This window comes from Allobosea sp. Root483D1 (genome assembly GCF_001429505.1).
In the GTDB taxonomy this organism is placed as follows: domain Bacteria; phylum Pseudomonadota; class Alphaproteobacteria; order Rhizobiales; family Beijerinckiaceae; genus Allobosea.
Genome location: NZ_LMJW01000001.1, coordinates 36,241 through 60,991, shown reverse-complemented (window position 1 = coordinate 60,991; position 24,751 = coordinate 36,241). Strand labels below are relative to the sequence as shown.

Here is a 24,751-nt window from a genome sequence, read left to right as displayed (position 1 = left end):
CCTGGGGAAGCTATTCGCCCCCTAGCCGCTTGCCTTAGACACCACGCGAGATGCCGTGCCGGATCACCCGGTCGATCAGGTCGGGATAGGCGATGCCGCTGGCGGCGAGCGCCTTCGGGAACATGCTGATGTCGGTGAAGCCGGGAATGGTGTTGATCTCGTTGACCAGCGCGCTGCCGTCCGGTCGCAGGAAGAAATCGACGCGGGCCATGCCGTCGCAGCCGAGGGCGTAGAAGGCGCGCTTCGCCAGCACCTGCAGATTTGCGATCGTCTCCTCGGGCAGATTGGCCGGCACCTCGACGCGGGCGCCGTCCTCGTCGAGATACTTGGCCTCGTAGGTGTAGAAGCCATGGCTCGCGGCCGCGACGATCTCGCCCGGCAGCGAGACGATGGTCTCGCCATCGGCCTGCTCCAGCACGCTGAGCTCGATCTCGCGGCCGTCGATGAACTCCTCGACCAGGACCACGCTGTCGTGCCGGAAGGCTTCGGCGAGGGCTGCGGTAAAGCTCTCGGCATTCGTCGCCTTGCTGACGCCGACCGAGGAGCCCTGCCGGGCCGGCTTGACGAAGAGCGGCAGGCCGAGCGCAGCGTTGGCCTGCTCGAAGCTCAGCGTCTCGCCCCGGCGGACGGTGAGCGAACGAGCGACGCCAAGGCCGGCCTCGCGCAGCAGCCGCTTGGCAAGGTCCTTGTCGAGCGCATTGGCCGAGCCGGCGATGCCGCAGCCGGCGAGCGGGATGCCGGCGACCGCGGCCAGCCCCTGGACCGAGCCGTCCTCGCCGTCGAGGCCGTGCAGCACCGGGAAGAGCACGTCGATCTTCTGGAGCATTTGCGGAGCGGCGTCGTCCTGCAGGCGCAGGAGGCGCCCGCCGCCGCCGGGCAGCAGGCAGAGCTCGGCGCCGTCCTGCGGGATCGGATCGGGCAGGACGCCGTTCTGCAGTTCGAGCTCGCGCCACTCACCGGCCTTGGTGATCAGGATCGGCACGACGTCGTATCTCGCCTTGTCGATCGCCTTGACCACATTGGCGGCGGACATCAGCGAGACCTCGTGCTCGGAAGACCTGCCGCCGAGGAGAATCGCCACCCGCACCCTGTCGCTCATCGTCGCCGCCTTAATCGATTCGCTTCCATAGAGAAGCGTCAGTCGGGCATGATTGAGGAATTGCAAAGGCGGCGGGAAAACATGCTGCTCGCCATCGACGATGGCCCTGATCACCGCGGCGCCGGCCGGCCCCGGCGTTGACAGCGGTCGCCAAGCAGACTGGCGGCGTCAGGCTCGTCAGCGCGGCGGAAGCTTCGCCAGCAGCGCCATGCCACGCGGCGACAGCCTGTAGCCGACGTCGAGGCTCTTGGTGAGGCCGAGAGCCTTGAGCTTTCGCACGTCCTGCTTGAACGGGAGCGTCTCGCGCTCGAGCAGGCCAGCGAGGTCGGCGGCGCGCCGTGCCGGATACGCCGCGATCAGCTCAAGCGTGGCGCGTGTCCAGGGCTGGCGGGAATCCAGCCGATCGAGACGCCCCATCAACTCCTCAATGTCCGCCTCAGTCACTGCGTCGGCTTCCCGCAAGGCTTCGCGCGGGTCAGCGCCGGTGAGACGAATGCGGATGCGATAGAGGTCGCCTTCGCGGCCCGACAGCGCGGCCAACGCGTCGTCGCGGGTGTCGAAGCCTGCGGCGGTCGCATCGGCTGCGTCGATCTGGTCTTCCGTGATCGGCTCGACCGCCTCGATGGCGAGTTGGCCGATCGCCGTCAGCTGTGTGCCGCCGCTCTTGACGCTCGGCCGGCGCCAGCGCCGCAGGACGACAGTGATGCGGCCCTCGGCGATGCCCTGAAGCGTGCGCCGGTCGAGCAGCATGGTGTTTAGGCCATCACCTTGGCCAGCACATCCTCCAGCCCGCCATCGCGTTCGAGCCAGCCGGGTACCGGCAGGTTCTTCGAGCGCAGGAATTCCGGATTGAACAGCTTCGACTGGTAGCGCGTGCCGTAGTCGCAGAGGATGGTCACGATGGTGTGGCCGGGCCCCATCTCCTTCGCCAGCCGGATCGCGCCGGCGACATTGATACCCGAGGAGCCGCCGAGGCAGAGGCCCTCTTCCTCCAGCAGCTGGAAGCAGAGCGGGATCGCCTCCTCGTCCGGAATCTGGAAGGCGACGTCGATCGGTGCGCCCTCGATATTCTTGGTGATCCGGCCCTGGCCGATGCCCTCGGTGATCGAGGAGCCCTCGGCCTTGAGCTCGCCCGTGGTGTAATAAGAATACAGCGCCGCGCCCATCGGGTCGGCGAGGGCGATGCGGATCTTTGGATTGAAGCTCTTGAGCGCGATGGCGACGCCGGCGAGCGTCCCGCCGGTGCCGACGGCGCTGACGAAGCCGTCGACCTTGCCGTCGGTCTGCTGCCATATCTCCGGGCCGGTCGTCTCGATATGGCCCTGGCGATTGGCGACGTTGTCGAACTGGTTGGCCCAGATCGCGCCGTTGGGCTCGGTTCTGGCCAGTTCCTCGGCGAGGCGGCCTGAGACCTTCACGTAATTATTCGGATTGACGTAGCCGACAGCCGGCACCTCGACCAGGGTCGCGCCGGCGAGCCGCAGCATGTCCTTCTTTTCCTGGCTCTGCGTCTCCGGGATCACGATCACCGAGCGATAGCCGAGCGCATTGCCGACCAGAGCGAGGCCGATGCCGGTATTGCCCGCGGTGCCCTCGACGATGACGCCGCCCGGCTTGAGCGCGCCGCTCCTTTCAGCGTCGCGGATGATGGCGAGCGCGGCTCGGTCCTTGACCGACTGGCCGGGGTTCATGAACTCGGCCTTGCCGAGGATCTCGCAGCCGGTTTCCTGCGAGGCGCGCTTCAGTTTGATCAGGGGTGTGTTGCCGATCGCTTCGACGACGCCGTTGCGGATGGTCATGTTAGGCAACTCCAGCCATTTCCCTGTCGGTCGGCACCTGATAGGCCAAACCCGCAATCACGTCACGATCTGGAAGCACATGTCCGCCCTCGCCATGAATGAAACGCTCACGATCGCGCGGCTCGGCCAGCGCGGCGACGGCGTCGCCGAGACGGCCGAGGGGCAGGTCTTCGTGCCGTTCGCGCTGCCGGGCGAGAGCGTTCGGGTGGTGCGCGACGGCGATCGCGGGCAGCTGATCGAGATTCTCGCGCCATCTGCCTCGCGCATTGCCGCGATCTGCCCGCTCTTCACCCGTTGCGGCGGCTGCGCAGCGCAGCATATGGGCGAGGGGCTCTATGCCGAATGGAAGCGCCAGCAGGTGGTGACCGCGCTCTCCCGCGCCGGGCTGGAAACCGAGGTCGCTGCCGTGTTCGATGCCCATGGCGAAGGCCGCAGGCGCGTCACCTTCCATGCCCGCCGCGAGGACGATGGCATGCGCGTCGGCTTCATGGCGGCCAGGAGCCACGATCTGATCGAGGTCGAAGCCTGCCCGGTGCTGGCGCCGGGACTGGAGCGGGCGCCTGCTGTGGCGCAGCTTCTTGCCAACCGGCTGCGGTCCTCGAACAAGCCACTCGATATCCAGCTCACCGCTTCGCAAGCCGGGCTCGATGTCGATATTCGCGGCCATGGCCCGGCTGGCGATGCCTTACGCCGACAGCTCACCGAGGCGGCCGAACGGCTCGATCTTGCCCGCCTCGCCATGCATGGCGAGATCATCGTCGAGCGGCGCGCGCCCTTCCAGTTGATGGGCAAGGCCGCGGTGACGCCGGCGCCCGGCGGCTTCCTGCAGGCGACGGCGGAGGGAGAGGCGATCCTGTCGCGCCTCGTGCTCGATGCGATCCCGAAGGCGAAGCGCGTCGCCGACCTCTTCGCCGGCTGCGGTCCGTTCAGCGTCCGGCTCGCCGAAAAGGCACAGGTTTCGGCCTTCGAGAGCGACAAGGTCGCGGTCCAGGCCCTGAGCCGGGCCGCCAATCATACGCAGGGCCTGAGGCCGGTTGCAGCCGAGGCCCGCGACCTCTTCCGCCGGCCGCTATTGGAGCATGAGCTCGGTGTGTTCGACGCCGTGGTGCTCGACCCGCCACGCGCTGGTGCGGAAGCGCAGGTCAAGCGCCTCGCGGCCTCCAAGGTGCCCGTTGTGGCCTATGTCTCGTGCGATGTCGGTAGCTTCGCTCGCGACGCAGCGCTTTTGGTCGCAGGCGGCTATGCGCTGGAGCGCGTGACGCCGGTCGACCAGTTCCGCTATTCCGCCCACATCGAACTCGTCGGCGTCTTTCGCAAGGCCGTCGGCAGCCGCAGATAAGATCGCCTTGGAGGCAGGATGAGCGCGCCCGTTATCGAAGCTCTGGCCGGCATCGTCGGCGCGAAGAACGTGATCACCGACGCCGATGCGATGGTGCCCTATCTCAAGGAGCCGCGCGGTCTCTTCCACGGCAAGGCGCAAGCGGTGGTCCGGCCGGGCTCCGTCGCCGAGGTTTCGGCCCTGATGAAGTGGGCGAGCGAGACTGGCGCGACGGTCGTGCCGCAAGGCGGCAATACCGGCATGGTCGGTGGCCAGGTCCCGGTCGCCGAGGGCCGGGAGATCATCCTGTCGCTGCAGCGGCTCGACAAGATCCGCTCGGTCGATGTCGATGGCGACACCATGACCGTCGAGGCCGGTGTCATCCTGCAGAAGGCGCAGGAAGCGGCCGAGGCCGCCGGGCGGCTCTTCCCGCTTTCGCTCGCTTCGGAAGGCTCCTGCACCGTCGGCGGCAATCTCTCGAGCAATGCCGGCGGCACGGCGGTGATCGCCTATGGCAATGCGCGCGAGCTCTGCCTCGGCCTCGAGGTCGTCCTCGCCGATGGCCGCGTCTGGAACGGCCTGCGCCAATTGCGCAAGGACAATACCGGCTACGACCTCAAGAACCTCTTCATCGGCTCGGAAGGCACGCTCGGCATCATCACCGCCGCCGTGCTGAAGCTCTTCCCGCTGCCGGCGGCGCGCGCCACCGCCTTCCTCGCCGTGCCCGACCCGGAAGCGGCGCTGTCCCTGCTCAACAAGGCCAAGGCCAGCGCCGGCGGCACGCTCACCACCTTCGAGATCATGCCGCGCATCGGCCTCGACTTCGTCGTCCGCCACGCCAGCGGTGCCCGCGATCCACTCTCCGAGCCGTCGCCCTGGTACGTGCTGATGGAGGTTTCGGCCCAGGCCGAGGCCGGACTGAGCGATGCGGTCGAAGCCTTCCTCGGCGAGGCGCTGGAGGAGGGGCTGGTCACCGATGCCGTGCTCGCCGGTTCGCTCGGCCAGCGCGCCGATCTCTGGAAGCTGCGCGAGATGCTGTCGGAGGTTCAGACCCATGAGGGCGGCTCGATCAAGCACGACATTTCCGTGCCGCTCCATGCGACGCCGGAATTCCTGAAGCGCGCCATCGCCAGGGTCGAGGCGATGGTGCCGGGCTGCCGGCCGGTGCCCTTCGGCCATCTCGGCGACGGCAACATCCATTTCAACGTCAGCCAGCCGGTCGGGGCCGACAAGGCCGCCTATCTCGCCGGCTGGGGCGCGATGAACGAGGCGGTGCACGCCATCGTCACCGAGCTCAAGGGCTCGATCTCGGCCGAGCACGGCATCGGCCGTCTCAAGCGCTCGCTTCTGCCGGGGGTCAAGGACCCGGTCGAACTCGACCTGATGCGGACGGTGAAGGCGGCGCTCGATCCCAGGGGTGTGCTCAATCCCGGTTCGGTGCTGTAGCGCATGCCCGAACGCCGGCCGGTCTTCCAGGAGGTGCTTGGCGAGGACTGGGCGAAGCTCGGCGAGGTCATACGGCGCCACTACTTCCTGCGCTCGTTCAGCGACGATTACATCTGCGTCAAGGGCGTAATGCACGAGGTCGAGCACAGTGCCTTCGCCAAGGTGCTGCTGCCCTTCGCCCGGATCGTCGGGGCGCTGGTGCCCTATCGCGGCCGCGACGTGCCGATCGAGGTGCACTACACCGCCCGACCAGAAGACGGGACGCTGCACTGGGACCGGGTATTCCACTTCGCCGGGCGCAAGCCGTTCCATTTCCGCTCGCGCATGCAGCAGACCGGCCCGAACCAGGTCATCGAATTCGTCCGCTTCGGCGTCGGCATGCGCCTCAAGGTGACGGCGGAGGAGGGGGCGATGGTCTTCCGCGACGTGGGCTATGTCTGGCGGCTCTTCGGCTACGATCTGCCCTTGCCGGTCGGGCTTCTCCTCGGCACCGGCTATATCGAGGAGCGGCCGATCGATGATCGCAGCTTCAGCATGCGGATGACGCTGAGGCATCCGCTCTTCGGCGAGCTCTTCCGCTACAGCGGGGTGTTCTCGCTTCCGGAGGAGGCGCCCGGATCGGCTGTAGCGGAAGGCTAGGCGTGCCCGTTACGGCGTCGCGACATAGCCGTCGCGGCGCGGATCGCAGGCGCCCGTCAGCCGCCCGCTCGCCGGATCGCGCGACACCGCCTGCATGCCGCCGACCCGCATCGTCCAGCCGGTATCGAACGGAACGATCGCATGGCCGCGCGCGGCCAGCTCTGTGACCGTTCCGGCCGGAATGCGGTTCTCGACCTCGATGGAGCGGCCGTCCCAGAGCCGGGCGCGCGGGGCCTCGATCGCGTCCTGCAGGGGCTGCCCGAAATCGACATGCTGGACCATGGCCTGCACCTGCGTCTGCAGGATGCCGTAGCTGCCGGGCGTGCCGAGGGCGAGCACCGGCGCGCCATCCCGGGTCGAGAGTGTCGGCGACATGCACATCGGCAGTTCCGAGCCCGGTAGCGAGCGGTTCGGGCTGCCGGGCTGGACGTCGGCCCAGTAGAGGAAGTTGTTAAGGCACAGCCCCGTCCCCGGCACCACGACGCCGCTGCCGAACGGGCTGCCGATGCTCTGCGTCACGCAGATCAGATTGCCGTCGCGATCGGCGATCGAGAACGAGGTGGTGTGGCCGGGGTCCTCGCCCGCTGGCGCCTGCGGCATCCATTGCTCGGTCGGGCCGTCGATCGGCTTGCCGTCGCGGACCCGTGCCCGCAGCTGCTCGACGAAGGCGTCGGCGAGGATCTCGGCGAGCTTCTCGGGCTTGGGATTGTTGTTGGAGATCCGGACGCCGGCTGCGAGGCGGATGGCGCGGTAGACGATGTCGAGATGCTCGGCGCCGTTGCGCTCGAGCTTGCCGAGGTCGAAGCCGTCGAGAATGCGCAGCGTCAGCAGGAACTGGAAGCCTTCGCAGGCCGGCGGCGGCACGTGCACTTGGCGGTCGCGATAGGCGACGGCGAGCGGCTCGCGCCAATCGGGCGCGACCTTGGCGAGGTCGGCCATGGTCAGCGTGCCGCCCTGCGCCTTGAGATGGTTGATGATCGTCTCGCCGAGCGGGCCCTGATAGAGATGGCCAGGTCCCTTGGAGGCGATGTCGCGCAGGGTCGTCGCCAGCTCCGGCTGGCGCAGGATCTGCCCGAGCGTGACGCTTGTCCCGCCTTCACGCAGGTAGTTGCGCGCCCAGTTTTCGTAGAGCTCCGGCCGCTCGCGCAGCAGCGGCGCCTGTTCATTGAATTCGGTCACGCCGAACTCGGCGATCGGGAAGCCGTCCTCGGCGAGCGCGATCGCCGGCGCGAAGATCTGCGCCAGGGAAAGGCGGCCATAGGCCCGGTTGAGCTCGCACCAGCCGGCGAGGTTGCCGGGAGGGGCGACGGCGAGCGCCCCACGCTCGAGATCGGAACGCTGGTTGAAGCGCTCGATCGGGAAGCTTTCTGGCACACGCGGCACGAAGTCGAGGACGCGAACGCGCTTCTCGGCCGCGACCCACATCGTCGCCGAGCCCATGCCGGCAAGGCTCGACATGAACGGCTCGACCACGTTGAGCGCCGCCGCGACCGCGCCGACCGCGTCGAAGACATTGCCGCCCTGGCTGAGGATGCGCGCGCCGGCCTGCGCCGCCAGCGGGTGGGCGGCGGCGACCATGCCGTGCAGGGAGCTCATCGTCGGGCGGCGGCCATCCATCTCGGGCGTTTCCTCTGTTGGTCTCGTTTGGGACCAGAGTAAGCGCGCCGTCATGGTCTGCGCTAGAACAGGCTGCCCTGTGCATCGTCCGGGCTGCCCCGACGAGAACGCATGACGGGCTTGGCTGCGGGCGCCGGTTCCGAGGCGGGATTGAATGGCTCCTGCACCTCAGGGCCATCATTGGCGACCTTGTTCACGCCTGCACCGAGCCGGAACATCTCCAGCAGATCGTCGGGCGGCGGCCGCATCAGCGTCCGCACAGTGGCGGGCTCTGCCGAGGGATCGAGCCAGGCGTCGAAAGCCTCGGGCGGCACGATGACGGGGGAGCGGTGGTGGATCGCCGCCATCTGCCCGTTCGCCGGGCCGGTGACCATCGCGACGGTGTCGATCTCGGAACCATCGGGACTGTGCCAGGTCTCCCACAACGCTGCGAAAGCGAAGAGGCCATGATCCGGCCGGCGGAAGAGATAGGGCCTGTTCTCCTGCTGGCGGCCTTCGCCGAGGCGATGCCATTCGTAGAAGCCATCCGCCGGCATCAGGCAGCGCCGGCGGGCGAGGGCGGCGCGGAAGGACGGCTTCTCGCCGGCGCTCTCGCTGCGGACATTGATGACCAAGGGAAAGGTCTTGGGATCCTTGACCCAGCCCGGGATGAAGCCCCAGCGCATCAGGATGAACTGGCGCCGACCCTCGTCGAGGCGCACCACCGGCACCGGCTGCGTCGGCGCGATATTGTAGCGCGGCGGGAAATTCGGCTGCTCCCGATAGGCGAAGGCCTCGCGCATCGCCTCCGGCGGCAAGGTAATGGCATAGCGACCACACATGCCGAGATCACTTTCGCCTTATCGTGACCGGATCAAGACTTTGTTTGCGGTTGGCACAGCATAGTCGCGCCGCTTCCGGGGCCTCTTCATGTCTGCTTCCGCGACCGAGACATCACCGACCGCGGCGGGCGGAACCACTCCGCAACTCTCGACCGACTATCTCAATCGGCACAGCGAGGCGCTGATGCTGCTGGAGATGGTGCCTCTCGACCGCGAGATTCTCAGTGATCTCAAGGCTTGGCGCGCGCTCGGCTATGTCGAGCATTTCGCGGCTTCCCCGCTGCGCTGTGCCGGCGATGCCATGGCCGCCTATCGTGCGCTCGGCCGGCGCGAGGCGGAGGGGTTCGAGCAGCTCTGCGCCGCCATGGACCGGTTGATCTACACGGCGACGGCACTGCTCGACGAAATGGCGGCGGAAGAAGACCCGGGCCTGATCGTCGATGTCGCCAGCCTGTCGTTGCGCCGCCTGATCGCGCGCGCCAACGCCTTCATCAACGCCAACGGCCGGGGCGAGGCGGCCTATATCGATGCCGGCGCGGTGCAGGCCGATATCGACGCCGTGATGGCGGGCTAGAGCATTTTCGAGCGAAGTGGACACCGGTTCGCGTGAAGAAAATGCGATAAAACAAAGAGCTGGAGAATTTCCGCGATTCGGAGAAACGCGGAAATTCTCTAGGCAACCCGCTCGCCGCCGAGCAGGAATTCGCGGTTGCCGTCGCCGCCCTCGATCGGGGAGGGGACGAGCCCGCTGATCGCGAAGCCGAGGCCGGCGGTGACCTCCGCGATCTCCGCGCAGATCTGCTGCTGAAGCACTTCGTCGCGCAGCACGCCCTTCTTCAGCGCCGAGCGCTTGGTCTCGAATTGCGGCTTCACCAGCGCGACCAGGCGGGCTTGCGGCGCCAGCAGCTTCGCCACTGCCGGCAGCACCAGCTTCAGCGAGATGAAGCTGACGTCGATCACGGCGAGCGTCGGCACCTCAGCAAACAGGCCGGGATCGAGCGTGCGGATGTCCTGGCGCTCCAGGCTGGTCAGGCGGGGATGGCCGTGCAGGCTCTCATGCAACTGCGCCTGGCCGACATCGATGGCGTAGACACGCATCGCGCCACGCCGGAGCAGGACATCGCTGAAGCCGCCGGTCGAGGCGCCGACGTCGAGGCAGGTCAGCCCCTTGGGGTCGAAGCCGAAGGTATCGAGCGCCGCGGCGAGCTTCACCCCACCGCGCGAGACGTAAGGATGCGCCGCCTGCGCCTCGATCACCGCCGCAGCGAGAACCGTCTCCGACGCCTTGCGCAGCACGACGCCATCGGCGCTGACGAGGCCGGCGACGATCGCCGCCTGCGCTCGCGCCCGGCTTTCGAACAGGCCGCGCTCAAGCAGGAGCAGGTCGGCGCGCACCCGGCGCGGCAGGCCGGCGGTCATGCGTCAGGCGCGGCGGATGGCGCTGGCGGGGCCGAGCGCGGTCTCGACGCTGCGCACGATGCCGGCGGCGTCGAGCCCGGCCTGCGCATACATCACCTCGGGCTTGTTGTGCTCCTGGAAGACGTCGGGCAGGACGAGGCTGCGGATCTTCAGCCCGCGATCGAGCGCGCCTTCGCGCGCCAGCAAGTGCAGCACATGGCTGCCGAAGCCGCCGACCGAGCCTTCCTCGACCGTGATCAGCACCTCGTGCTCACGGGCGAGGCGCAGAATCATCTCTTCGTCGAGCGGTTTGGCGAAGCGGGCGTCGGCGACCGTGGTCGAAAGCCCGCGCTGGCCGAGCTGCTCGGCGGCGGTGAGGCATTCGGCCAGCCGCGTGCCGAGCGAGAGCAGGGCGACCTGCGTGCCCTGCTTGACGATCCGACCCTTGCCGATTTCGAGCGGCACGCCGTGCTGGGGCATCTCGACGCCGACGCCTTCGCCGCGCGGATAGCGGAAGGCGATCGGGCCAGCGTCATAGGCCGCCGCGGTCGCGACCATATGGGTGAGCTCGGCTTCGTCGGCCGCCGCCATCACCACCATGTCGGGCAGGCAGGCGAGATAGGCGACGTCGAAGGCGCCGGCATGGGTCGCCCCGTCGGCACCGACGAGGCCGGCCCGGTCGAGCGCAAAGCGCACCGGCAGCTTCTGGATCGCGACGTCGTGCACGACCTGGTCGTAGGCGCGCTGCAGGAAGGTCGAGTAGATCGCGCAGAACGGCTTGAAGCCTTCGGTCGCCAGGCCCGCCGCAAAGGTCACCGCGTGCTGCTCGGCGATGCCGACATCGAAGGTCCGGCCCGGGAATTCCTTGCCGAAGGCATCGAGCCCGGTGCCGGACGGCATGGCCGCGGTGACCGCCACGATCTTCTCGTCCTCGCGCGCCGCCTTGATCAGGGCGTTGGCGAAGACATTGGTGTAGCTCGGCGCATTCGCCGGCGCCTTGGCCTGCAGGCCGGTGACCGGGTCGAACTTGACCACGCCATGGTATTTGTCGGCGCTGGCCTCGGCCGGGGCGTAGCCCTTGCCCTTCTGCGTCACGACATGGACGAGGATCGGTCCGGTCTCGGCGTCGCGGACATTGCGCAGCACCGGCAGCAGATGGTCGAGATTATGCCCGTCGATCGGGCCGACATAGTAGAAGCCGAGTTCCTCGAACAGAGTCCCGCCTGTCCAGAAGCCGCGGGCATATTCCTCGGTCCGCTTCGCCTTCTCGTGGAAGAAGCGCGGCAGCCTCTCGGCCAGGTACTTGGCGATCTCGCGCAGCGAGCGGTAGGTCCGGCCGGAGACGAGGCGGGCGAGATAGGCCGACATAGCGCCGACCGGCGGAGCGATCGACATGTCGTTGTCGTTGAGGATGACGATCAGCCGCGAACCGGTCGCGCCGGCATTGTTCATGGCTTCATAGGCCATGCCGGCCGACATCGCGCCGTCGCCGATCACGGCGATGACGTTGTTGGCCTTGCCGGCGAGATCGCGCCCGACCGCCATGCCGAGACCAGCCGAGATCGAGGTCGAGGAATGGGCGGCGCCGAACGGGTCGTATTCGCTCTCGGCGCGCCTGGTGAAGCCCGAGAGCCCGCCGGGCTGGCGCAATGTGCGGATCTCGGCGCGGCGGCCGGTCAGGATCTTGTGCGGATAGGCCTGGTGGCCGACATCCCAGATCACGCGGTCGCGCGGCGTGTCGAAGACATGGTGCAGGGCGACGGTGAGCTCGACCACGCCGAGGCCGGCGCCGAGATGGCCGCCGGTGACCGAGACGGCGTCGATCGTCTCGGCCCGGAGCTCATCGGCGAGCTGGCGCAACTGCGCGTCGTCGAGCCGGCGCAAAGCCGCCGGATCGGGTACCTGGTCGAGGAGGGGAGTGTGGGGGCGAGGCAAGGGCTGGCCGAAGCTTGCTGGATCGTGCCTTCGAAATAGTCCTTCGCGGCGGTGCTGGCAAACCGGCTCGTCGTCGCAGGTCGACAGGAAACGGGTGGGAGCGGCAGGCCCGATCTGGAAAATCGGGTCATCCTCTTCGCTGGACGCCTCCCATGACCTCGCCCTTTTTCATCGCCTTGCTGCTGGCAGGCGTCACGGCGCAGTTCGCCGACAAGCTCGCGCTCGATACGATCACGCTCGCGGCGACACAGGGCGGTGCGAACCCGCGCTTCGTCGGTTTCCTCGTCGCGGCGCAATCGGCAGCGTGGCTCCTGATCTCGCTGCCGGCCGGTGTGCTCGCCGATCGCATGGCGCCACGCACGCTGATCCTCGCGGGTGGAGCACTGATGACCCTGGGCTCCGGCCTCGGTGCGCTTCTGCTCGCCGGCGGCGCGATCGGGCCGGGACTGGCGCTCTCGACCTTCATCGCGGCGGCCGGGCCAGTCACCATCGCGCTCTCGATTTTCGTGCTGATGCCCAAGGCGGTGACACTGGCCGAATTGCCGCGGGCCAATAGCCGCCTCGAGCTCGGCCGCGCCGCCCTCAGCCTCGTCGCGCCGCTGATCGCCGGCTGGGCCGTGGCGCGGGCTTCTGGTTGGCTCGGCCTTGGCCTCTGTGCCGCCTGCGGCGTCGTCGTGATCATGGCCGCCTCTCGCCTGCCGGCCGAGCGGCCGCCGGCGCAGCCGCGCCAGCCCTTGCATCGCGCCATTGCCGAGGGCGGAGCCTTCGTCGCGCGCCATCCTTATCTGAGGCCGATCGCGCTCTGCGCCATCGGCTGGAACCTCGCCTTCTTCGCTTTCATGGCGCTGCTCGCGCCCTATGCGCTGCGCGTGCTGGCGCTCGACCCGGCGACCGTCGGCCTGGCCTCGTCCGTCTATGGCGCCGGCGCGATTGCGGCGGCGCTCACCGGCGCCTGGTTGATCGCGCGCCTGCCGACCGGGGTGCTGCTCGTCTTCGGTCCGGCAGTCTCGCTCTTCGGGGCAGCCGCGCTGGCGCTTGCGCCACCTGCGCTCGGCTGGCCGGCGCTGGCACTCGCCTTCTTCCTGTTCGGCTTCGGCCCGATTCTCTGGTTCATCACCCAGACGACCCTACGCCAGGCGGTGACGCCGCAGCCCTTGCTCGGCCGGGTCAGCGCGACGATTACCACCGCCATGTACGGCATGCGTCCGGTGGGAGCGCTCGCTGGCGGCCTTGCCGGCGAATGGTTCGGCGTCGAGATGGCCATGTGGTTGCCGGTGGGTCTCTTCGCCCTCTCGACCCTGGCGATCCTCGCCTCGCAGATGCCGCGGCTGAAGGTGATGCCGGTGGCGGAGCTCAGCCCAGGCTAGGCTGCTTGGGGGGCGGGGCGCTCCGGCCGGGCCGCCAGCAGGACGCCGCCGACGATGAACGCGATCGAGATGCCCTCGGCCACTGTCGGGACCTCGCCCAGGAAGACGATGGCGAGCAACGAGGCGACGACCGGCACGAGCGCGATCATCGCCGCTGCGGCCGACGGGCCCAGCAGGGCCACGGCGCGGTTGAAGCCGATCAGCGCGGCGATGCTCATCAGTACGCCCTGGTAGACACCCTGGATCGCGATCTCGGCCCGTGGAGCCTGGCCGAGATGGCCGATGTCGAGAGCGACATAGAGGGGAAGGAAGATCACGCCCGACCAGAAGCAGATCAGCGCCGCCGACTGCATCGGGTTGAGGCCGCTGCCACGCAGGAGCAGCGTGTAGCCAGCCCACATCACCGCCGCCAAGGCGAGCAGCCCGAGCCCGAGCAGGCTCGGCGCGCCCTGTTCGCCGGTCGCGGTCAGGATGAGGCCGCAGAGCCCGGCGGCGATGGCGGCGTATCCGGCGAGCCTGATCTTGCCGGGAGGCTGGTGCAGCAGCAGCCAGCCCAGCAGGCCGGCGAAGACCGGCATCAATGTCGGCGTCACCGAGGCGGCCCGTCCGGCGGAGGTCATCTGCACGCCGAGCGCGACCAGGATCGCGAAGGGCGCGCCCCAGAGCGCGGCGAAGACGAAGCCGTTGCGCCAGGCTCGCGGCGGCAGATCGCGCAGCAATACCGGCGCCAGCAGGATCGCGCCGATGCCGTAGCGCAGCGCGGTCAGGTCCCAGACATTGAGGATGCGGGTCACGCTGAAGCGCGTGACCACGAACCAGCCGGCGAAGATCGAGACCGTCAACGTCGCCCAGATGAAGCCGCTCAGCCGCTTGCGCGAGGAGCGCGCGCTGCCTGCCGCATCCGGCTCGGCGGAGGCTGGATGGTCGGGTCTGTCGGCAGGCATGGCTGCGGCTTCAGCGCTCCGGCAGCGGGATGAACTCTTCCGCGTCGCCGGGGACGGTGTCGAAGCGGCCGGTCTTCCATTCCTGCTTGGCCTGGTCGATCCGCTCCTTCGACGACGACACGAAGTTCCACCAGATATGGCGCGGGCCGTCCATCGGCTCGCCGCCGATCAGCATTAGCCGGCTCTGGTCGACGGCGAGGATCGAGATGCGGTCGCCCGGCTTGAAGACCAGGAGCTGGCCGGCGCCGAACTCGTCGCCGGCAATGTCGATCTTGCCGGTGACGATGTAGACGGCACGCTCATGATAGTCCGGGTCGAGCGGCAGGATCGCGCCCGGCGCCAGCACGGCTTCGGCATAGAGCGTGTCCCAGGGGAATTTCACCGGCGAGGTCTCGCCGAAGGCCGAGCCCATGATCAGGCTGACGCGCTTGCCTTCGCCGACGATGCGCGGCAGTTCCGGCGCGGCATGATGGATGAATTCCGGTGCGACCTCCTCATGCGTCTTCGGCAGCGCGAGCCAGGTCTGGATGCCATAGAGCTTGGGCGCCTTCAGCCGCTCTTCCGGCGCGGTGCGCTCGGAATGGACGATGCCGCGCCCGGCCGTCATCAGGTTGACCGCGCCGGGCCGGATCGGCAGCGCCGTGCCGAGCGAATCGCGATGCATGATCTCGCCGTCGAAGAGATAGGTGACGGTGGAGAGCCCGATATGCGGGTGCGGGCGCACATCGATGCCCTCACCGAGCAGGAACTCGGCCGGGCCCATCTGGTCGAAGAAGATGAAGGGGCCGACCATCTTGCGGCCGATCGAGGGCAAAGCGCGGCGGACCGAGAAGCCGCCGAGATCATGCGCGCGCGGCACGATCACCTGCTCGAGCGCCTCGCAGGAGCGGGTGTCGCCCGCGATCGGATCGTGGTCGGGCAGCTGCGACATGGCGATGTCCTCCTGTGAGCCCGGGAAGACTGGCCCCGGACGCCGCGCACGACAAGGGTACAACCGGCCGCAGCGGGCTCGACGTCGGCGCTCGGAGAAATTATCGATAATTCATGGCCAATGAGACATCCGAGACCCTGCCGGTCCGCATCAGCCGCATCCTCGCCGAGCGGATCATTTCCGGGCAGCTCGAGCCGGGCGCTCGTCTGCGACAGGACCATGTCGCGGTCGAGTTCGGCGCGAGCCATGTCCCGGTGCGCGAAGCCTTCCAGCGGCTGGAGGCGCAGGGGCTCGCCGTCAGCGAGCCGCGCCGTGGCGTGCGCGTCGCTGCCTTCGACCTGCGCGAGGTCCGCGAGGTCGCCGAGATGCGCGCGGCGCTGGAGGTGCTCGCCTTGCGCCATGCCGGCCCGCATCTGACGCGCGCCATCCTCGACGAAGCCGAGGAAGCCACCCGCGCCGGCGACAATTCGCCGGATGTCCGCGCCTGGGAGGACGCGAATCGGCGTTTCCATCGCCTGATCGTCACGCCCTGCGCCATGCCGCGCCTGCTCGCCGCGATCGACGATCTCCATGCCGCCAGCGCCCGCTTCCTGTTCTCGGCCTGGCGCTCGGACTGGGAGGCGCGCACCGATCACGACCACCGCGCTATCCTCGCCGCGCTGCGCACCGGACAGGTGGAAGAAGCGGCGGCGATCCTCGCCCGCCATGTTCAATGGATCGGCTCCAAGCCGGTGCGGACGGCTGCGGGCGGGACGCGGGACGTCTTCGCCATCCAGGGCTGAAGCCCGGAGCATGCGCAAGGTCGCGGCGTGGCCGTGCTTTTTTGCGCTCGCAGGCAGCCGCGTACTGCTCGCTTGCAATCTGCTCGCGCCTGTGGACTCTACGATAGATCAAGTCAAAGAATTATCTATAATTCTGAAATCGATGGAGATTGACCCATGAGCGACCTCAGCTACGCCACGCCAGCCCGCTTCAGTCCGCTCGATCTGCAGGCGCGCCCGGCTTTCGTCCAGCTCGGGGCCGTCGTGCTCGGCACCCTGGTCCTGGCGATCGCCTCGCAGATCAGCGTGCCGATGCTGCCGGTGCCGATGACCATGCAGACGCTGGCGGTGATCCTGATCGGCGCGCTCTACGGCTGGCGGCTCGGCGCGATCACCGTCATAGCCTGGCTCGGGGAGGCGGCGCTCGGCCTGCCCGTGCTCGCCAACGGGACCGGCGGACCGGCGCCCTTCATGGGCCCGACCGCTGGTTATCTGGCCTCTTTCCCGTTTGTCGCAATGCTGGTCGGTTGGCTCGCCGAGCGCGGCTGGAATGGCAGCCGGCCGGCTTTGGCTTTCGCATCAATGCTGCTTGGCCATGCGCTCTGCCTGATGTTCGGCGGGCTCTGGCTTGCAACGCTGATCGGTCCGGAGAAGGCCATGCTCGCCGGTGTCGTGCCCTTCCTGCTCGGCACGTTGGTGAAATCGGGGCTGGGCGCTGCGGTCCTGATGGCGCTCGTGCGCCGCACGAGCAACACCGAACAGGCCTAAGTCCAAGCGGGCCGGCGTTTTTCGTCGGCCTCGCTCACGCTCTCCCGGCCGGTCAGGCGGCCTGCCGGGTTTCGAGCTGGGCGAGCCGCGCGACGTAGTGGTCAGCGGCGGCCTCCAGCGCGTCGGCGCCGGTCCGGCGCACGTCATAGACCAGGAACGGTTCCTGCCAGGCGAGGCCGCAGCGATGCGCCGTCGCCTGCAATGGCTTCAGCAGGTCGCGCAGCGAGAACAAATTGGCCCCGCTCGGCATATAGGCCTCGAGGACGTTGCCGGCGGTGGCGGCGATCAGGAGGGGGCGGCCGGCGAGCTTTGCGCCCTCCGCTGCGTAGTGGATGTAGAACATCCGGGTCAGCACCGCGTCCTGCCAGGCCTTGAGCAGCGGCGGCGTCGAATACCATTGCACCGGGAACTGCAGGACGATGCGCTCGGCCGTGAGCAGCCGCGCAACCTCCACATCGCCATCGATCCGCCCATCCGGATAGAGCGCCTGCATATCGACGACGGTCGTGCCGGGCCGGCTGCAGGCTGCCTCGGCTAGGGCCTTGTTGGCGCGCGAGTTCTGATAATCGGGGTGGAAGAGCAGGATGAGCGTGTTCATCATGGCGACCTCCTTGGGTTCGACAGGAGGATGTTGGTGCCCAAGAAATTACTCCAATGGATGATCGATATATCGTATTATTGATCTTATGAATTTGCGGGCGATCGACCTCAACCTGCTCGTCATCCTCGACGCCCTGCTCGACGAGGCGCATGTCTCGCGCGCGGCGGAGCGGATCGGCCTGTCGCAGCCGGCCGCTTCCAGCGCGCTCGAACGCTGCCGGTACCTCTTTGGCGACCCGCTGCTGCTACGGGGCAGGGGACGGATGCGACTGACAACAAAGGCGCAGGCGCTGCAGCAGCCGCTGCGTGACATCCTCGCCCAGGTGGCCGTGCTGCTCGATGCGCCGGAGCCGGACCTCACGAGCCTGAAGCAGACTGTCAGGGTGATGACGGCCGAACTGCCGCCGGAATTGGTGACGGGCCGGGCCTATGAGCAGCTGATGCGGACGGCACCCGGACTGACGCTCGCCATCCTGCCCTGGCAGGGGGCGCAGGCGACGCTCGACGCGTTGGCGCAGGGGCAGGCCGATCTCGCCATCTCGGTCTTCCCGATGATCGACGCCGATTTCACCCGACGGGAATTGTTGCGCGAGCGCTATGTCGTTGCGATGCGGCAAGGCCATCCAGCGCAAGCGGGCTTCGACCTCGATCGCTGGCTCGCATTCCCGCATGTCCTGGTCTCGGGTCGCGGCGAGAGCCATGGCCCGCTCGACGAAGCGCTCGCCCGGCTCGGTCGCAAGCGCCATATCGGCCTGGTCGTGCCGAGCTTCCTCAGCGTGCCGCCCTTGCTGCTGACCTCGGACCTGATTGCGCTCCTGCCGAGCCGGACTCTGCCGCCGGAGGAAGCCGGTCGCTTCGCCACTTTCGAGCCGCCGGTCGTGGTCGATGGCTTCCCGCTGCACCTCGCCTGGCATCGCCGCAGCGAGCGCGATCCCGCGGTCCAGCATGTCGCGCGCCTGATCGAGGCCGTACTCGGCGAAGCAGCGGCGGTCAGTCCACCGGCCTGATGCTGGTTGGATTGCCAGTCAGTTCCCGACGTCGAGCGGCTGGGTGCCGGTCGGCTTGCCATCGGCGCCGAGCGTGATCTTCTCGATCCGGGCCTCGGCCTGCTTCAGCAGCGCATCGCAGCGTGCCTTCAGCGCCTCGCCGCGGGTGTAGATATCGATCGATTCTTCCAGCGCGACATCGCCGCGCTCGAGCCGGGCGACGATGCCCTCGAGCTCCTTCAGGGCCGCCTCGAAGGGCAGGCCGGCGACATCGGCATTGGTCTTGGCGTCGGTCACGGGCGCGAATCCTGTTGGCGGCCCGTTATCGGCTCTGGTCCCTTTCGCCGCAACCCCGAGCCTCACATCGGCAGGGCCGAAGTCTTCTTGATCGTGCGCAGCGTCAGGGTCGACTGCACCCGCGTGACGCCCGGCAATTGCGTGATGATGTCGGTGTGGATGCGCTCGAAATCGGCACTGTCGCGGTAAATCACCCGCATCAGGTAGTCATGCGCGCCAGCGAGCAGATGGCATTCGAGGATTTCCGGCAGGTCCTGCACCGCCTTCTCGAAGCTCTCCAGCGAGGCGCGGCCCTGCTGGTCGAGCGTGACGAAGACGAAGGCGGTGCCGGGGAAGCCGGCGATGCGCTCGTCGAGCATCATCACATAGCCGCGGATCAGCCCGCTCTCCTCCAGCTGGCGCACGCGGCGCAGGCAGGCCGAAGGCGAGAGATGCACCTTCTCGGCCAGGTCCGAATTGGTGATCCGGCCGTCCTTCTGGAGGATCCTCAGGATCGTCTTGTCGCGCGAGTCGAGTTCGATCTGCATCGCTGGAGCGTCGTCCCGTGGGCCGGCGGCGGCTGGCGCGGTCGCCGGAAAGCGCAGATGTTTCTGCGCAAAAACTGCGCTTGGCAAGCATGATCTTGCGCACGATCCCGCATTATCCGCATGGCGGCGCTGTCGCGGCGTCCTGCGCCGCAGGATCGTGCAGCGCAGCATTAGGATTATTCCAGTCGAGCGAGGCGGGAGGGCTTGCTCTCAACGGCATCCGCTAGGCAGGTCTGGCCGCGCCCGTAAAAACGTTTACAACTAAACTATTCTATCCGGGACGCTGCCGATGAATCTCTGGTTCCGCCTCATCTGGCTGCTGCTGACGCGGCCGTTCCAGCCGAAGCTGAAGCCTCCCTTCGAGGCCTCGGTCCTGCCCTTCCGGGTCTGGCCCCACGATCTCGACACCAGCCTGCACATGAACAATGCCCGCTACTGGGGGCTGATGGATCTCGGCCGCGCCGATCTGATGCTGCGCAGCGGTCTCTGGCGCGCGATCCTGCGCCATGGCTGGGTTCCGGTGGTCAATTGCGGCACGATCCGCTTCCGTCGCGAGGTCCGCCTGTTCCGCGCGCTCAGGCTGGAGACGCGGCTGCTCTGCTGGAGCGAGGGCTGGGTCGTGATCCAGCACCGCATCCTGGCGGCAGGGCGCGACGGCCAGGAGATCGTCGCCGCGGTCGCGCTGGTGCGCGCCGCGCTCTACGACCGCAAGGGCCGGGCCTATGTGCCGGCTGCCCGCCTTTTCGCCGAAATGGGCGTCGCAGTGGAAAGCCCGGTGCCCAGCCCAGAGGTCTCAGCCTTCCTCGCGGCCGAGGAGGCGTTGCGGCAGGCTGGGGCGGCGGGGACGTAGCGCTTCAGCGCCGTCATTCTCGGGCGGAGCGAAGCGCAGACCCGAGAATCTCATAACGATGGAGCATCTACCGACACCTCATCCGGCCTGAGATGCTCGGGCAAGCCCGAGCATGACGTGCTTTCTCACTCCGCCGCCAGCCTCGTCGCCCGCCATTGCGCCAAGAGAGCCCGTAGCGCTCCTGGCTTCAGTGGCTTGTTCAGCACATGGATATCGAGCGCCGCGGCCTCCTCCCGAACCTCGGGCGAGCGGTCTGCCGTCAGCAGGATCGCCGGTAGCCCGCCGACGTGCTGCCGCAGCGCCGAGATCAGCGCGATGCCGTTCTCGCCATGGTCGAGATGGTAGTCGGCGATCAGCACGTCCGGAGCCCCATTCGAGGCGATGACCGCTACGGCTTCGTCGAGGTCGCGCCCGGTCTCGACCTTGCAGCCCCAGCCGCCGAGCAGGAGGCGCATGCCGTCGAGGATCGTCGGCTCGTTGTCGATGGCGAGCAGCTTGAGGCCGGCGAGCTGGCTGCTCGACGGCGTGCTGCGTGCGGCCGCATTCGTCGCCATCGCCGGGAGAGGCGCGGCGCGCGGCACCGCGATCGAGAAGCGCGTGCCGCGTCCCGGTGTCGAGGCGAGCACGAGCTTGTGGTCGAGCGTGCGCGCGATCCGCTCGACGATCGAGAGCCCGAGGCCGAGGCCACGCGCCACCTTGGCGCCCTGGTCTAGGCGCTGGAACTCGCGGAACACGGTCTTCTGTTTGCTCGCCGGGATGCCGAGCCCGGTGTCGAGCACCTCGATCGCGACCTGTCCGTCGCGCCGGCGGCAGCCGACCAGCACCTTGCCGTTCGGCGTGTACTTGATCGCGTTCGAGACGAGATTCTGCAGCAGGCGGCGCAACAGGCGCCGGTCCGAACGGACCGTCGTCGAGGTCGCCGCGAAGACGAGCTGGAGCCCCTTTTCCTGGGCGCTCGGCTCGAATTCGCGCTGGAGCTGGCGCATCAATTCGTCGAGGCGGAAGCTGCTGATCTCGGGCTTGAGCGCGCCGCCGTCGAGCCGCGAGATTTCGAGCAGCGCGGTCAGGATTTCCTCGACCGCGTCGAGCGAGGCGTCGATGTTCTCGGCGAGGTCGGGCTGTGCGCTGGTGCGGTCGCGCTCGACCAGGGCCGAGGCGTAAAGCCGGGCAGCGTTCAGAGGCTGCAGGATGTCGTGGCTGGCGGCGGCGAGGAAGCGCGTCTTCGAGGCGTTGGCCTCGTCGGCCTCGGCCTTGGCCCGCTGCAATTCGGTGTTGACGTGCCGGATCTCCTCGGTGCGCTCGGCGACGCGCCTCTCCAGCGTTTCGTTGGTCCGCTCCAGTTCCTCCTCGGCGGCGACCGAAACGGTGATGTCGGTATAGGTGGTGACGATGCCGCCGTCGGGCAGCGGGTTCGAGCGGATCTCGATCACGTTCTTGGAAGGGAAGAGCTTGAGCCGGACCGGTTCGCGGTCGTGGATGAAGCTCTCCAGTCGCGCCGCCATGAGCTCGTCGAGTGGGCCGGCGCCATAGGCGCCGCGCTGCGCATTGTAGCGCACGATCTCGTCGAGCCCGGTGCCGAAGCGCACCAGCGAGGGCGGCAGATCGTAAAGCTGGATGAAGGCCTTGTTCCAGGCGAGCAGGCGCAGGTCTCGGTCGAGCACGGTGATGCCCTGGCCGGCGTGGTCGAGGCCGTTCTGCAGGATATCGCGATTGTATTGCAGCGCGGCCGAGGCGTCGTCGAGCAGCTTGAAGGCGGCTTCGGTCGAGAGATTGCGCCGCTTCAGAAGCAGCGACAGCACCAGGCGTGACGAGGCGGCGCCGATCGCCGAGGAGAGCAGATGCTCGCCGAAGCGCAGCATATGGATGTCCGCCTCGCGCGCCCCGTTCAGCACCTCGCCGCGCGAATGGGCAAAGCCCTCGAATGCGCGCTGTGTCCGCTCCTGGCCGAGGTAGCGGCCGATGGTCGACTGCAGCTCCGCCTCGGTGACGCTGGAGCGCCAGAGCGAGAAGGACTGGGCCATGGTCGCCCGGTCGGACTCGACGAAGGCGTTGGCCTGAAGCCGTTCCATCGCGCTTGCCGGCCGCAGCATGGAGAAACCGAGATAGCAGGCGAGGTTGATGCCGAGGCTCCAGAGCACGCCATGAGGCAACGGCGGCAATGACAGGCCGAACAGTGCCTCAGGTCTTAGCAGGGCGATGCCGAGCGGCCCATGCTCGACGATTCCCGCCCAGTACCCGCCGGGCAGCGCCAGGCTCGGTATCAGAAGTGTGTAGAGCCAGGTCAGCAGGCCGGCGGACAGGCCGGCGGCGGCGCCGAGCGCCGTGCCGCGCCGCCAGATCAGTCCGCCGAAGAAGGCCGGTGCGATCTGTGCGGTCGCGGCGAAGGAGAGCAGGCCAATCGAGACCAGCGCCGCCTCGCCCGCGGCCCGGTAATAGGCGTAGCCGAGCAGGATGACGACGACGATGGCGCCGCGCCTTATATGCACGACCTGCGAGCCGAGGTCGCCGCCGGTCGGGCCGCTGCGGCCTTTGCGCTCGATCAGCGCGGCCGCGCGCTCGGGATCGACGCTGACGCCGCGCCCGCGCAGCAGCAGCGGCGTGACGAGATGGTTCGAGATCATGATCGCGAGTGCGACCGAGGCGACGATGACCATGGCGGTGCCCGCCGACAGCCCGCCGATGAAGACGAAGAGCGCGATGAAGCCCGCCTGCTTCTCCAGCGGCAGCAGCAGCACGGTCATGTCGCGATCGATGCCCGAGCCGGGCAGGAGGACCTCGCCCGCCGCCGCCAAAGGCAGCACGAACAGGTTGATCAGCACGAGATAGAGCGGGAACATCCAGGCGGCGCGGCGCACGTCGCGGACATCGCGGTTCTCGACGATCGCCATGTGGAACTGCCGGGCCAGCAGCAGCGCGGCGCATGAGGATAGCGCCGTCAGGGTCAGGAACATCGGCCAGCTCGACGTCCGGTCCCAGATCGGCGGCTTGTCCGCAGCCGCAGCCGCCCGCGCCGCCTGGACGAAGAGGTCGCCGGCGCCGTCGAACAGCCCGTAGACGACGAAGACGCCGAGAGCCAGGAAAGCGACGAGCTTGACCAGCGACTCGGCCGCGATCGCCAGCACCAGCCCGTCCTGGTGCTCCGTCGCGTCGATATGGCGGGTGCCGAAGGCGCAGGCGAAGCCGGCCAGCACCAGTGCGACCAGGAAGGCGAGGTCGCTCAGGATCGGGATGTCGGTCATCGGCGGAGGGCCGCCGGCGGCGGCGAAGAACACCGAGAGCGAGTTCGCCACCGCCTTCAATTGCAGGGCGATATAGGGCAGGGCGCCGACCACCGCGACAATGCAGACCAGCGCCGCGACGCGCTCGCTCTTGCCGTAGCGCGCGCCGACGAAGTCGGCGATCGAGGTGATGTTCTGCGACTTGGCGATGCTGACGATGCGGGCGACGAAGCGGTGCCCCAGTCCGATCACCAGCGCCGGGCCGACATAGATGCCGAGAAAGTCGAAGCCGGCGCGGTTTGCGAAGCCGACCGAGCCGTAGAAGGTCCAGGACGTACAGTAGACTCCGAGCGCCAGCGCATAGATCGTCGTGCGCGCCCGCCCGGTCATCAGGCGACGTCCGGTAGTGTCCGCGAGATGGGCGATCGCGAACAGAACGCAGAGATAGCCGAGCGCGCTCAGGACGACGGACCAGGCCGGTAGCATCGCGTCTCCTTGCAACGGCGATCGCCGGCAAATCTATCGCTGCGGAGCCGTCGCCGCCATCGGCCTTTTGGCGGTGTTCAGGCGGCCGCCGCGAGCTGAGCCAGCCGCTCCAGCCGCTGCTGTCCCCAGGCGTGCATGGCGCGGACGATCTGCTCGAGCGAACGGCCTTCCTCGGTCAGGGCATAGTCCACCCGCGGCGGAACCTGCGGGTAGACCGTGCGGGTGACGAGCCCGCTCTCCTCCAGTTCGCGCAATTGCCGGGTGACCATGCGCTGCGTCGCGCTCGGCAACTTCCGGCGGATCTCGTTGAAGCGCAGCGTGCCGGAGAGCAGGTGGTAGACGATCACGCCCTTCCACTTGCCGTCGATCAGGTCGAGCGTCACCTCGACCGGGCAGCCGGCAGCGCAGTCATAGCGCTTCTTGGTCTTCAGCATCCGACAGTATCCATCTTGATACTACTGGTCCGTTTTGTGCGTATTGCAGGATCGAAGCGTAACAGTATTTCTCGGCCTGCAACAGGAGATTTTCCGATGAAGGCCGTTGGCTACCGCGCATCCCATCCGATCGAGCATCCCGAAGCACTCCTCGACCTCACGCTCGACAAGCCGGACGCAGCCGGCCGCGACCTGCTGGTCAGGGTCGAGGCGATCTCGGTCAATCCGGTCGACACCAAGATGCGCCTGCGCTCGCAGCCCGACCCGGGCGGTGTGAAGGTGCTCGGCTGGGACGCCGCCGGCACGGTCGAGGCGGTCGGTCCCGACGCCACATTGTTCAAGCCGGGCGACAAGGTCTTCTACGCCGGTGCGATCGGCCGTTCGGGCACGAATGCCGAATATCATCTGGTCGACGAGCGCATCGTCGGACGCCGGCCGACTTCGCTCTCGGTTGCGGAAGCGGCGGCGATGCCATTGACGGCGATCACCGCCTGGGAGGCGCTGTTCGAC

At 68.1% G+C, this 24,751-nt stretch carries 23 protein-coding genes and 1 pseudogene; 10 read left to right on the top strand and 14 right to left on the bottom strand.

Annotation, left to right across the window (positions count from 1 at the left end):
• Positions 1 to 34: 34 nt before the first annotated feature.
• The 3 genes from ASE66_RS00290 to ASE66_RS00280 form a co-directional block, all read right to left on the bottom strand.
• On the bottom strand, positions 35 to 1,099 hold the full coding sequence (locus ASE66_RS00290) for a D-alanine--D-alanine ligase family protein (protein ID WP_057188614.1): 1,065 nt from the start codon (positions 1,097 to 1,099) through the stop codon (positions 35 to 37).
• A 177-nt stretch (positions 1,100 to 1,276) separates the two neighbouring features.
• Entirely contained in the window at positions 1,277 to 1,849 is a 573-nt protein-coding gene (locus ASE66_RS00285; RefSeq protein WP_057187583.1) for a hypothetical protein, read from the bottom strand.
• A gap of 5 nt (positions 1,850 to 1,854) precedes the next feature.
• On the bottom strand, positions 1,855 to 2,898 hold the full coding sequence (locus ASE66_RS00280) for a cysteine synthase A (protein ID WP_057187582.1): 1,044 nt from the start codon (positions 2,896 to 2,898) through the stop codon (positions 1,855 to 1,857).
• Positions 2,899 to 2,977: 79 nt separating this feature from the next.
• On the opposite strand from ASE66_RS00280, the gene ASE66_RS00275 reads away from it, so the two are divergent.
• The 3 genes from ASE66_RS00275 to ASE66_RS00265 are packed head-to-tail and all read left to right on the top strand — an operon-like array spanning position 2,978 to position 6,301.
• Complete coding sequence (locus tag ASE66_RS00275; RefSeq protein ID WP_057187581.1) at positions 2,978 to 4,237, top strand: class I SAM-dependent RNA methyltransferase; 1,260 nt, start codon at positions 2,978 to 2,980, stop codon at positions 4,235 to 4,237.
• Between the two features lie 18 nt (positions 4,238 to 4,255).
• Positions 4,256 to 5,662 carry an FAD-binding oxidoreductase gene (locus ASE66_RS00270; RefSeq protein WP_057187580.1) on the top strand — a complete coding sequence of 469 codons (1,407 nt, stop codon included), beginning with the start codon at positions 4,256 to 4,258 and terminating at the stop codon, positions 5,660 to 5,662.
• A gap of 3 nt (positions 5,663 to 5,665) precedes the next feature.
• On the top strand, positions 5,666 to 6,301 hold the full coding sequence (locus tag ASE66_RS00265) for a DUF4166 domain-containing protein (protein WP_057187579.1): 636 nt from the start codon (positions 5,666 to 5,668) through the stop codon (positions 6,299 to 6,301).
• A gap of 9 nt (positions 6,302 to 6,310) precedes the next feature.
• On the opposite strand, the gene ASE66_RS00260 is transcribed toward ASE66_RS00265, so the two are convergent.
• Both ASE66_RS00260 and ASE66_RS00255 read right to left on the bottom strand, forming a co-directional pair.
• Positions 6,311 to 7,918: a gamma-glutamyltransferase family protein gene (locus ASE66_RS00260; protein ID WP_057187578.1), complete on the bottom strand. Its 1,608-nt coding sequence runs from the start codon at positions 7,916 to 7,918 to the stop codon at positions 6,311 to 6,313.
• Between the two features lie 62 nt (positions 7,919 to 7,980).
• Positions 7,981 to 8,739, bottom strand: a complete 759-nt coding sequence (locus ASE66_RS00255) for an SOS response-associated peptidase (RefSeq protein ID WP_057187577.1) — start codon at positions 8,737 to 8,739, stop codon at positions 7,981 to 7,983.
• A gap of 88 nt (positions 8,740 to 8,827) precedes the next feature.
• Here ASE66_RS00255 and ASE66_RS00250 point away from each other — a divergent pair, with 88 nt between their 5' ends.
• On the top strand, positions 8,828 to 9,313 hold the full coding sequence (locus ASE66_RS00250) for a hypothetical protein (RefSeq protein WP_057187576.1): 486 nt from the start codon (positions 8,828 to 8,830) through the stop codon (positions 9,311 to 9,313).
• A gap of 98 nt (positions 9,314 to 9,411) precedes the next feature.
• On the opposite strand, the gene ASE66_RS00245 is transcribed toward ASE66_RS00250, so the two are convergent.
• Positions 9,412 to 10,158, bottom strand: a complete 747-nt coding sequence (locus ASE66_RS00245; protein ID WP_057187575.1) for a TlyA family RNA methyltransferase — start codon at positions 10,156 to 10,158, stop codon at positions 9,412 to 9,414.
• A 3-nt stretch (positions 10,159 to 10,161) separates the two neighbouring features.
• Positions 10,162 to 12,072 (bottom strand): 1-deoxy-D-xylulose-5-phosphate synthase, encoded by a 1,911-nt coding sequence (gene dxs, locus ASE66_RS00240; protein WP_057187574.1) that lies wholly within the window; start codon positions 12,070 to 12,072, stop codon positions 10,162 to 10,164.
• A 152-nt stretch (positions 12,073 to 12,224) separates the two neighbouring features.
• On the opposite strand from dxs, the gene ASE66_RS00235 reads away from it, so the two are divergent.
• A complete protein-coding gene (locus tag ASE66_RS00235) occupies positions 12,225 to 13,439 on the top strand; it encodes an MFS transporter (protein WP_057187573.1) in 1,215 nt (404 codons plus the stop codon).
• On the opposite strand, the gene ASE66_RS00230 is transcribed toward ASE66_RS00235, so the two are convergent.
• Both ASE66_RS00230 and ASE66_RS00225 read right to left on the bottom strand, forming a co-directional pair.
• Positions 13,436 to 14,383, bottom strand: a complete 948-nt coding sequence (locus ASE66_RS00230; RefSeq protein ID WP_057187572.1) for a DMT family transporter — start codon at positions 14,381 to 14,383, stop codon at positions 13,436 to 13,438. The genes ASE66_RS00235 and ASE66_RS00230 overlap by 4 nt on opposite strands.
• Positions 14,384 to 14,393: 10 nt before the next feature.
• Complete coding sequence (locus tag ASE66_RS00225; RefSeq protein WP_057187571.1) at positions 14,394 to 15,314, bottom strand: pirin family protein; 921 nt, start codon at positions 15,312 to 15,314, stop codon at positions 14,394 to 14,396.
• A gap of 113 nt (positions 15,315 to 15,427) precedes the next feature.
• Between ASE66_RS00225 and ASE66_RS00220 the strand changes: the two genes are divergently transcribed.
• Both ASE66_RS00220 and ASE66_RS00215 read left to right on the top strand, forming a co-directional pair.
• The gene (locus tag ASE66_RS00220; RefSeq protein WP_057187570.1) at positions 15,428 to 16,096 is read left to right on the top strand and encodes a GntR family transcriptional regulator; all 669 of its coding nucleotides are present in this window, start codon (positions 15,428 to 15,430) and stop codon (positions 16,094 to 16,096) included.
• 156 nt (positions 16,097 to 16,252) lie between these two features.
• Positions 16,253 to 16,843 carry a biotin transporter BioY gene (locus ASE66_RS00215; protein WP_057187569.1) on the top strand — a complete coding sequence of 197 codons (591 nt, stop codon included), beginning with the start codon at positions 16,253 to 16,255 and terminating at the stop codon, positions 16,841 to 16,843.
• 52 nt (positions 16,844 to 16,895) lie between these two features.
• On the opposite strand, the gene ASE66_RS00210 is transcribed toward ASE66_RS00215, so the two are convergent.
• Positions 16,896 to 17,444 (bottom strand): NAD(P)H-dependent oxidoreductase, encoded by a 549-nt coding sequence (locus ASE66_RS00210; RefSeq protein WP_057187568.1) that lies wholly within the window; start codon positions 17,442 to 17,444, stop codon positions 16,896 to 16,898.
• 85 nt (positions 17,445 to 17,529) lie between these two features.
• Here ASE66_RS00210 and ASE66_RS00205 point away from each other — a divergent pair, with 85 nt between their 5' ends.
• Positions 17,530 to 18,450, top strand: coding sequence for a LysR family transcriptional regulator (locus ASE66_RS00205; RefSeq protein ID WP_057187567.1), 921 nt, complete (start codon positions 17,530 to 17,532; stop codon positions 18,448 to 18,450).
• Between the two features lie 18 nt (positions 18,451 to 18,468).
• On the opposite strand, the gene ASE66_RS00200 is transcribed toward ASE66_RS00205, so the two are convergent.
• Together ASE66_RS00200 and ASE66_RS00195 are read right to left on the bottom strand one after the other, a co-directional pair.
• On the bottom strand, positions 18,469 to 18,726 hold the full coding sequence (locus tag ASE66_RS00200) for an exodeoxyribonuclease VII small subunit (protein ID WP_057187566.1): 258 nt from the start codon (positions 18,724 to 18,726) through the stop codon (positions 18,469 to 18,471).
• A gap of 62 nt (positions 18,727 to 18,788) precedes the next feature.
• Positions 18,789 to 19,253, bottom strand: a complete 465-nt coding sequence (locus ASE66_RS00195; protein ID WP_200964529.1) for an Lrp/AsnC family transcriptional regulator — start codon at positions 19,251 to 19,253, stop codon at positions 18,789 to 18,791.
• A gap of 289 nt (positions 19,254 to 19,542) precedes the next feature.
• Here ASE66_RS00195 and ASE66_RS00190 point away from each other — a divergent pair, with 289 nt between their 5' ends.
• Positions 19,543 to 20,103 (top strand): thioesterase family protein, encoded by a 561-nt coding sequence (locus tag ASE66_RS00190; RefSeq protein WP_057187565.1) that lies wholly within the window; start codon positions 19,543 to 19,545, stop codon positions 20,101 to 20,103.
• Between the two features lie 125 nt (positions 20,104 to 20,228).
• Here the strand turns inward: ASE66_RS00190 and ASE66_RS00185 are convergent, their stop codons facing one another.
• Positions 20,229 to 23,807 carry a PAS domain-containing hybrid sensor histidine kinase/response regulator gene (locus tag ASE66_RS00185; protein ID WP_057187564.1) on the bottom strand — a complete coding sequence of 1,193 codons (3,579 nt, stop codon included), beginning with the start codon at positions 23,805 to 23,807 and terminating at the stop codon, positions 20,229 to 20,231.
• A 77-nt stretch (positions 23,808 to 23,884) separates the two neighbouring features.
• Positions 23,885 to 24,241, bottom strand: coding sequence for a winged helix-turn-helix transcriptional regulator (locus ASE66_RS00180; RefSeq protein ID WP_057187563.1), 357 nt, complete (start codon positions 24,239 to 24,241; stop codon positions 23,885 to 23,887).
• Positions 24,242 to 24,337: 96 nt separating this feature from the next.
• Here ASE66_RS00180 and ASE66_RS33025 point away from each other — a divergent pair.
• Positions 24,338 to 24,751, top strand: a pseudogene (locus tag ASE66_RS33025) (alcohol dehydrogenase catalytic domain-containing protein); the annotation flags it as partial.

Coding starts and splice junctions, on each gene's coding strand:
- ASE66_RS00290 (WP_057188614.1), bottom strand. CDS start 1,099: ATGAGCGACAGGGTGCGGGTGGCGATTCTCCTCGGCGGCAGGTCTTCC.
- ASE66_RS00285 (WP_057187583.1), bottom strand. CDS start 1,849: ATGCTGCTCGACCGGCGCACGCTTCAGGGCATCGCCGAGGGCCGCATC.
- ASE66_RS00280 (WP_057187582.1), bottom strand. CDS start 2,898: ATGACCATCCGCAACGGCGTCGTCGAAGCGATCGGCAACACACCCCTG.
- ASE66_RS00275 (WP_057187581.1), top strand. CDS start 2,978: ATGTCCGCCCTCGCCATGAATGAAACGCTCACGATCGCGCGGCTCGGC.
- ASE66_RS00270 (WP_057187580.1), top strand. CDS start 4,256: ATGAGCGCGCCCGTTATCGAAGCTCTGGCCGGCATCGTCGGCGCGAAG.
- ASE66_RS00265 (WP_057187579.1), top strand. CDS start 5,666: ATGCCCGAACGCCGGCCGGTCTTCCAGGAGGTGCTTGGCGAGGACTGG.
- ASE66_RS00260 (WP_057187578.1), bottom strand. CDS start 7,918: ATGGATGGCCGCCGCCCGACGATGAGCTCCCTGCACGGCATGGTCGCC.
- ASE66_RS00255 (WP_057187577.1), bottom strand. CDS start 8,739: ATGTGTGGTCGCTATGCCATTACCTTGCCGCCGGAGGCGATGCGCGAG.
- ASE66_RS00250 (WP_057187576.1), top strand. CDS start 8,828: ATGTCTGCTTCCGCGACCGAGACATCACCGACCGCGGCGGGCGGAACC.
- ASE66_RS00245 (WP_057187575.1), bottom strand. CDS start 10,158: ATGACCGCCGGCCTGCCGCGCCGGGTGCGCGCCGACCTGCTCCTGCTT.
- ASE66_RS00235 (WP_057187573.1), top strand. CDS start 12,225: ATGACCTCGCCCTTTTTCATCGCCTTGCTGCTGGCAGGCGTCACGGCG.
- ASE66_RS00230 (WP_057187572.1), bottom strand. CDS start 14,383: ATGCCTGCCGACAGACCCGACCATCCAGCCTCCGCCGAGCCGGATGCG.
- ASE66_RS00225 (WP_057187571.1), bottom strand. CDS start 15,314: ATGTCGCAGCTGCCCGACCACGATCCGATCGCGGGCGACACCCGCTCC.
- ASE66_RS00220 (WP_057187570.1), top strand. CDS start 15,428: ATGGCCAATGAGACATCCGAGACCCTGCCGGTCCGCATCAGCCGCATC.
- ASE66_RS00215 (WP_057187569.1), top strand. CDS start 16,253: ATGAGCGACCTCAGCTACGCCACGCCAGCCCGCTTCAGTCCGCTCGAT.
- ASE66_RS00210 (WP_057187568.1), bottom strand. CDS start 17,444: ATGATGAACACGCTCATCCTGCTCTTCCACCCCGATTATCAGAACTCG.
- ASE66_RS00205 (WP_057187567.1), top strand. CDS start 17,530: ATGAATTTGCGGGCGATCGACCTCAACCTGCTCGTCATCCTCGACGCC.
- ASE66_RS00195 (WP_200964529.1), bottom strand. CDS start 19,253: ATGCAGATCGAACTCGACTCGCGCGACAAGACGATCCTGAGGATCCTC.
- ASE66_RS00190 (WP_057187565.1), top strand. CDS start 19,543: ATGAATCTCTGGTTCCGCCTCATCTGGCTGCTGCTGACGCGGCCGTTC.
- ASE66_RS00185 (WP_057187564.1), bottom strand. CDS start 23,807: ATGCTACCGGCCTGGTCCGTCGTCCTGAGCGCGCTCGGCTATCTCTGC.
- ASE66_RS00180 (WP_057187563.1), bottom strand. CDS start 24,241: ATGCTGAAGACCAAGAAGCGCTATGACTGCGCTGCCGGCTGCCCGGTC.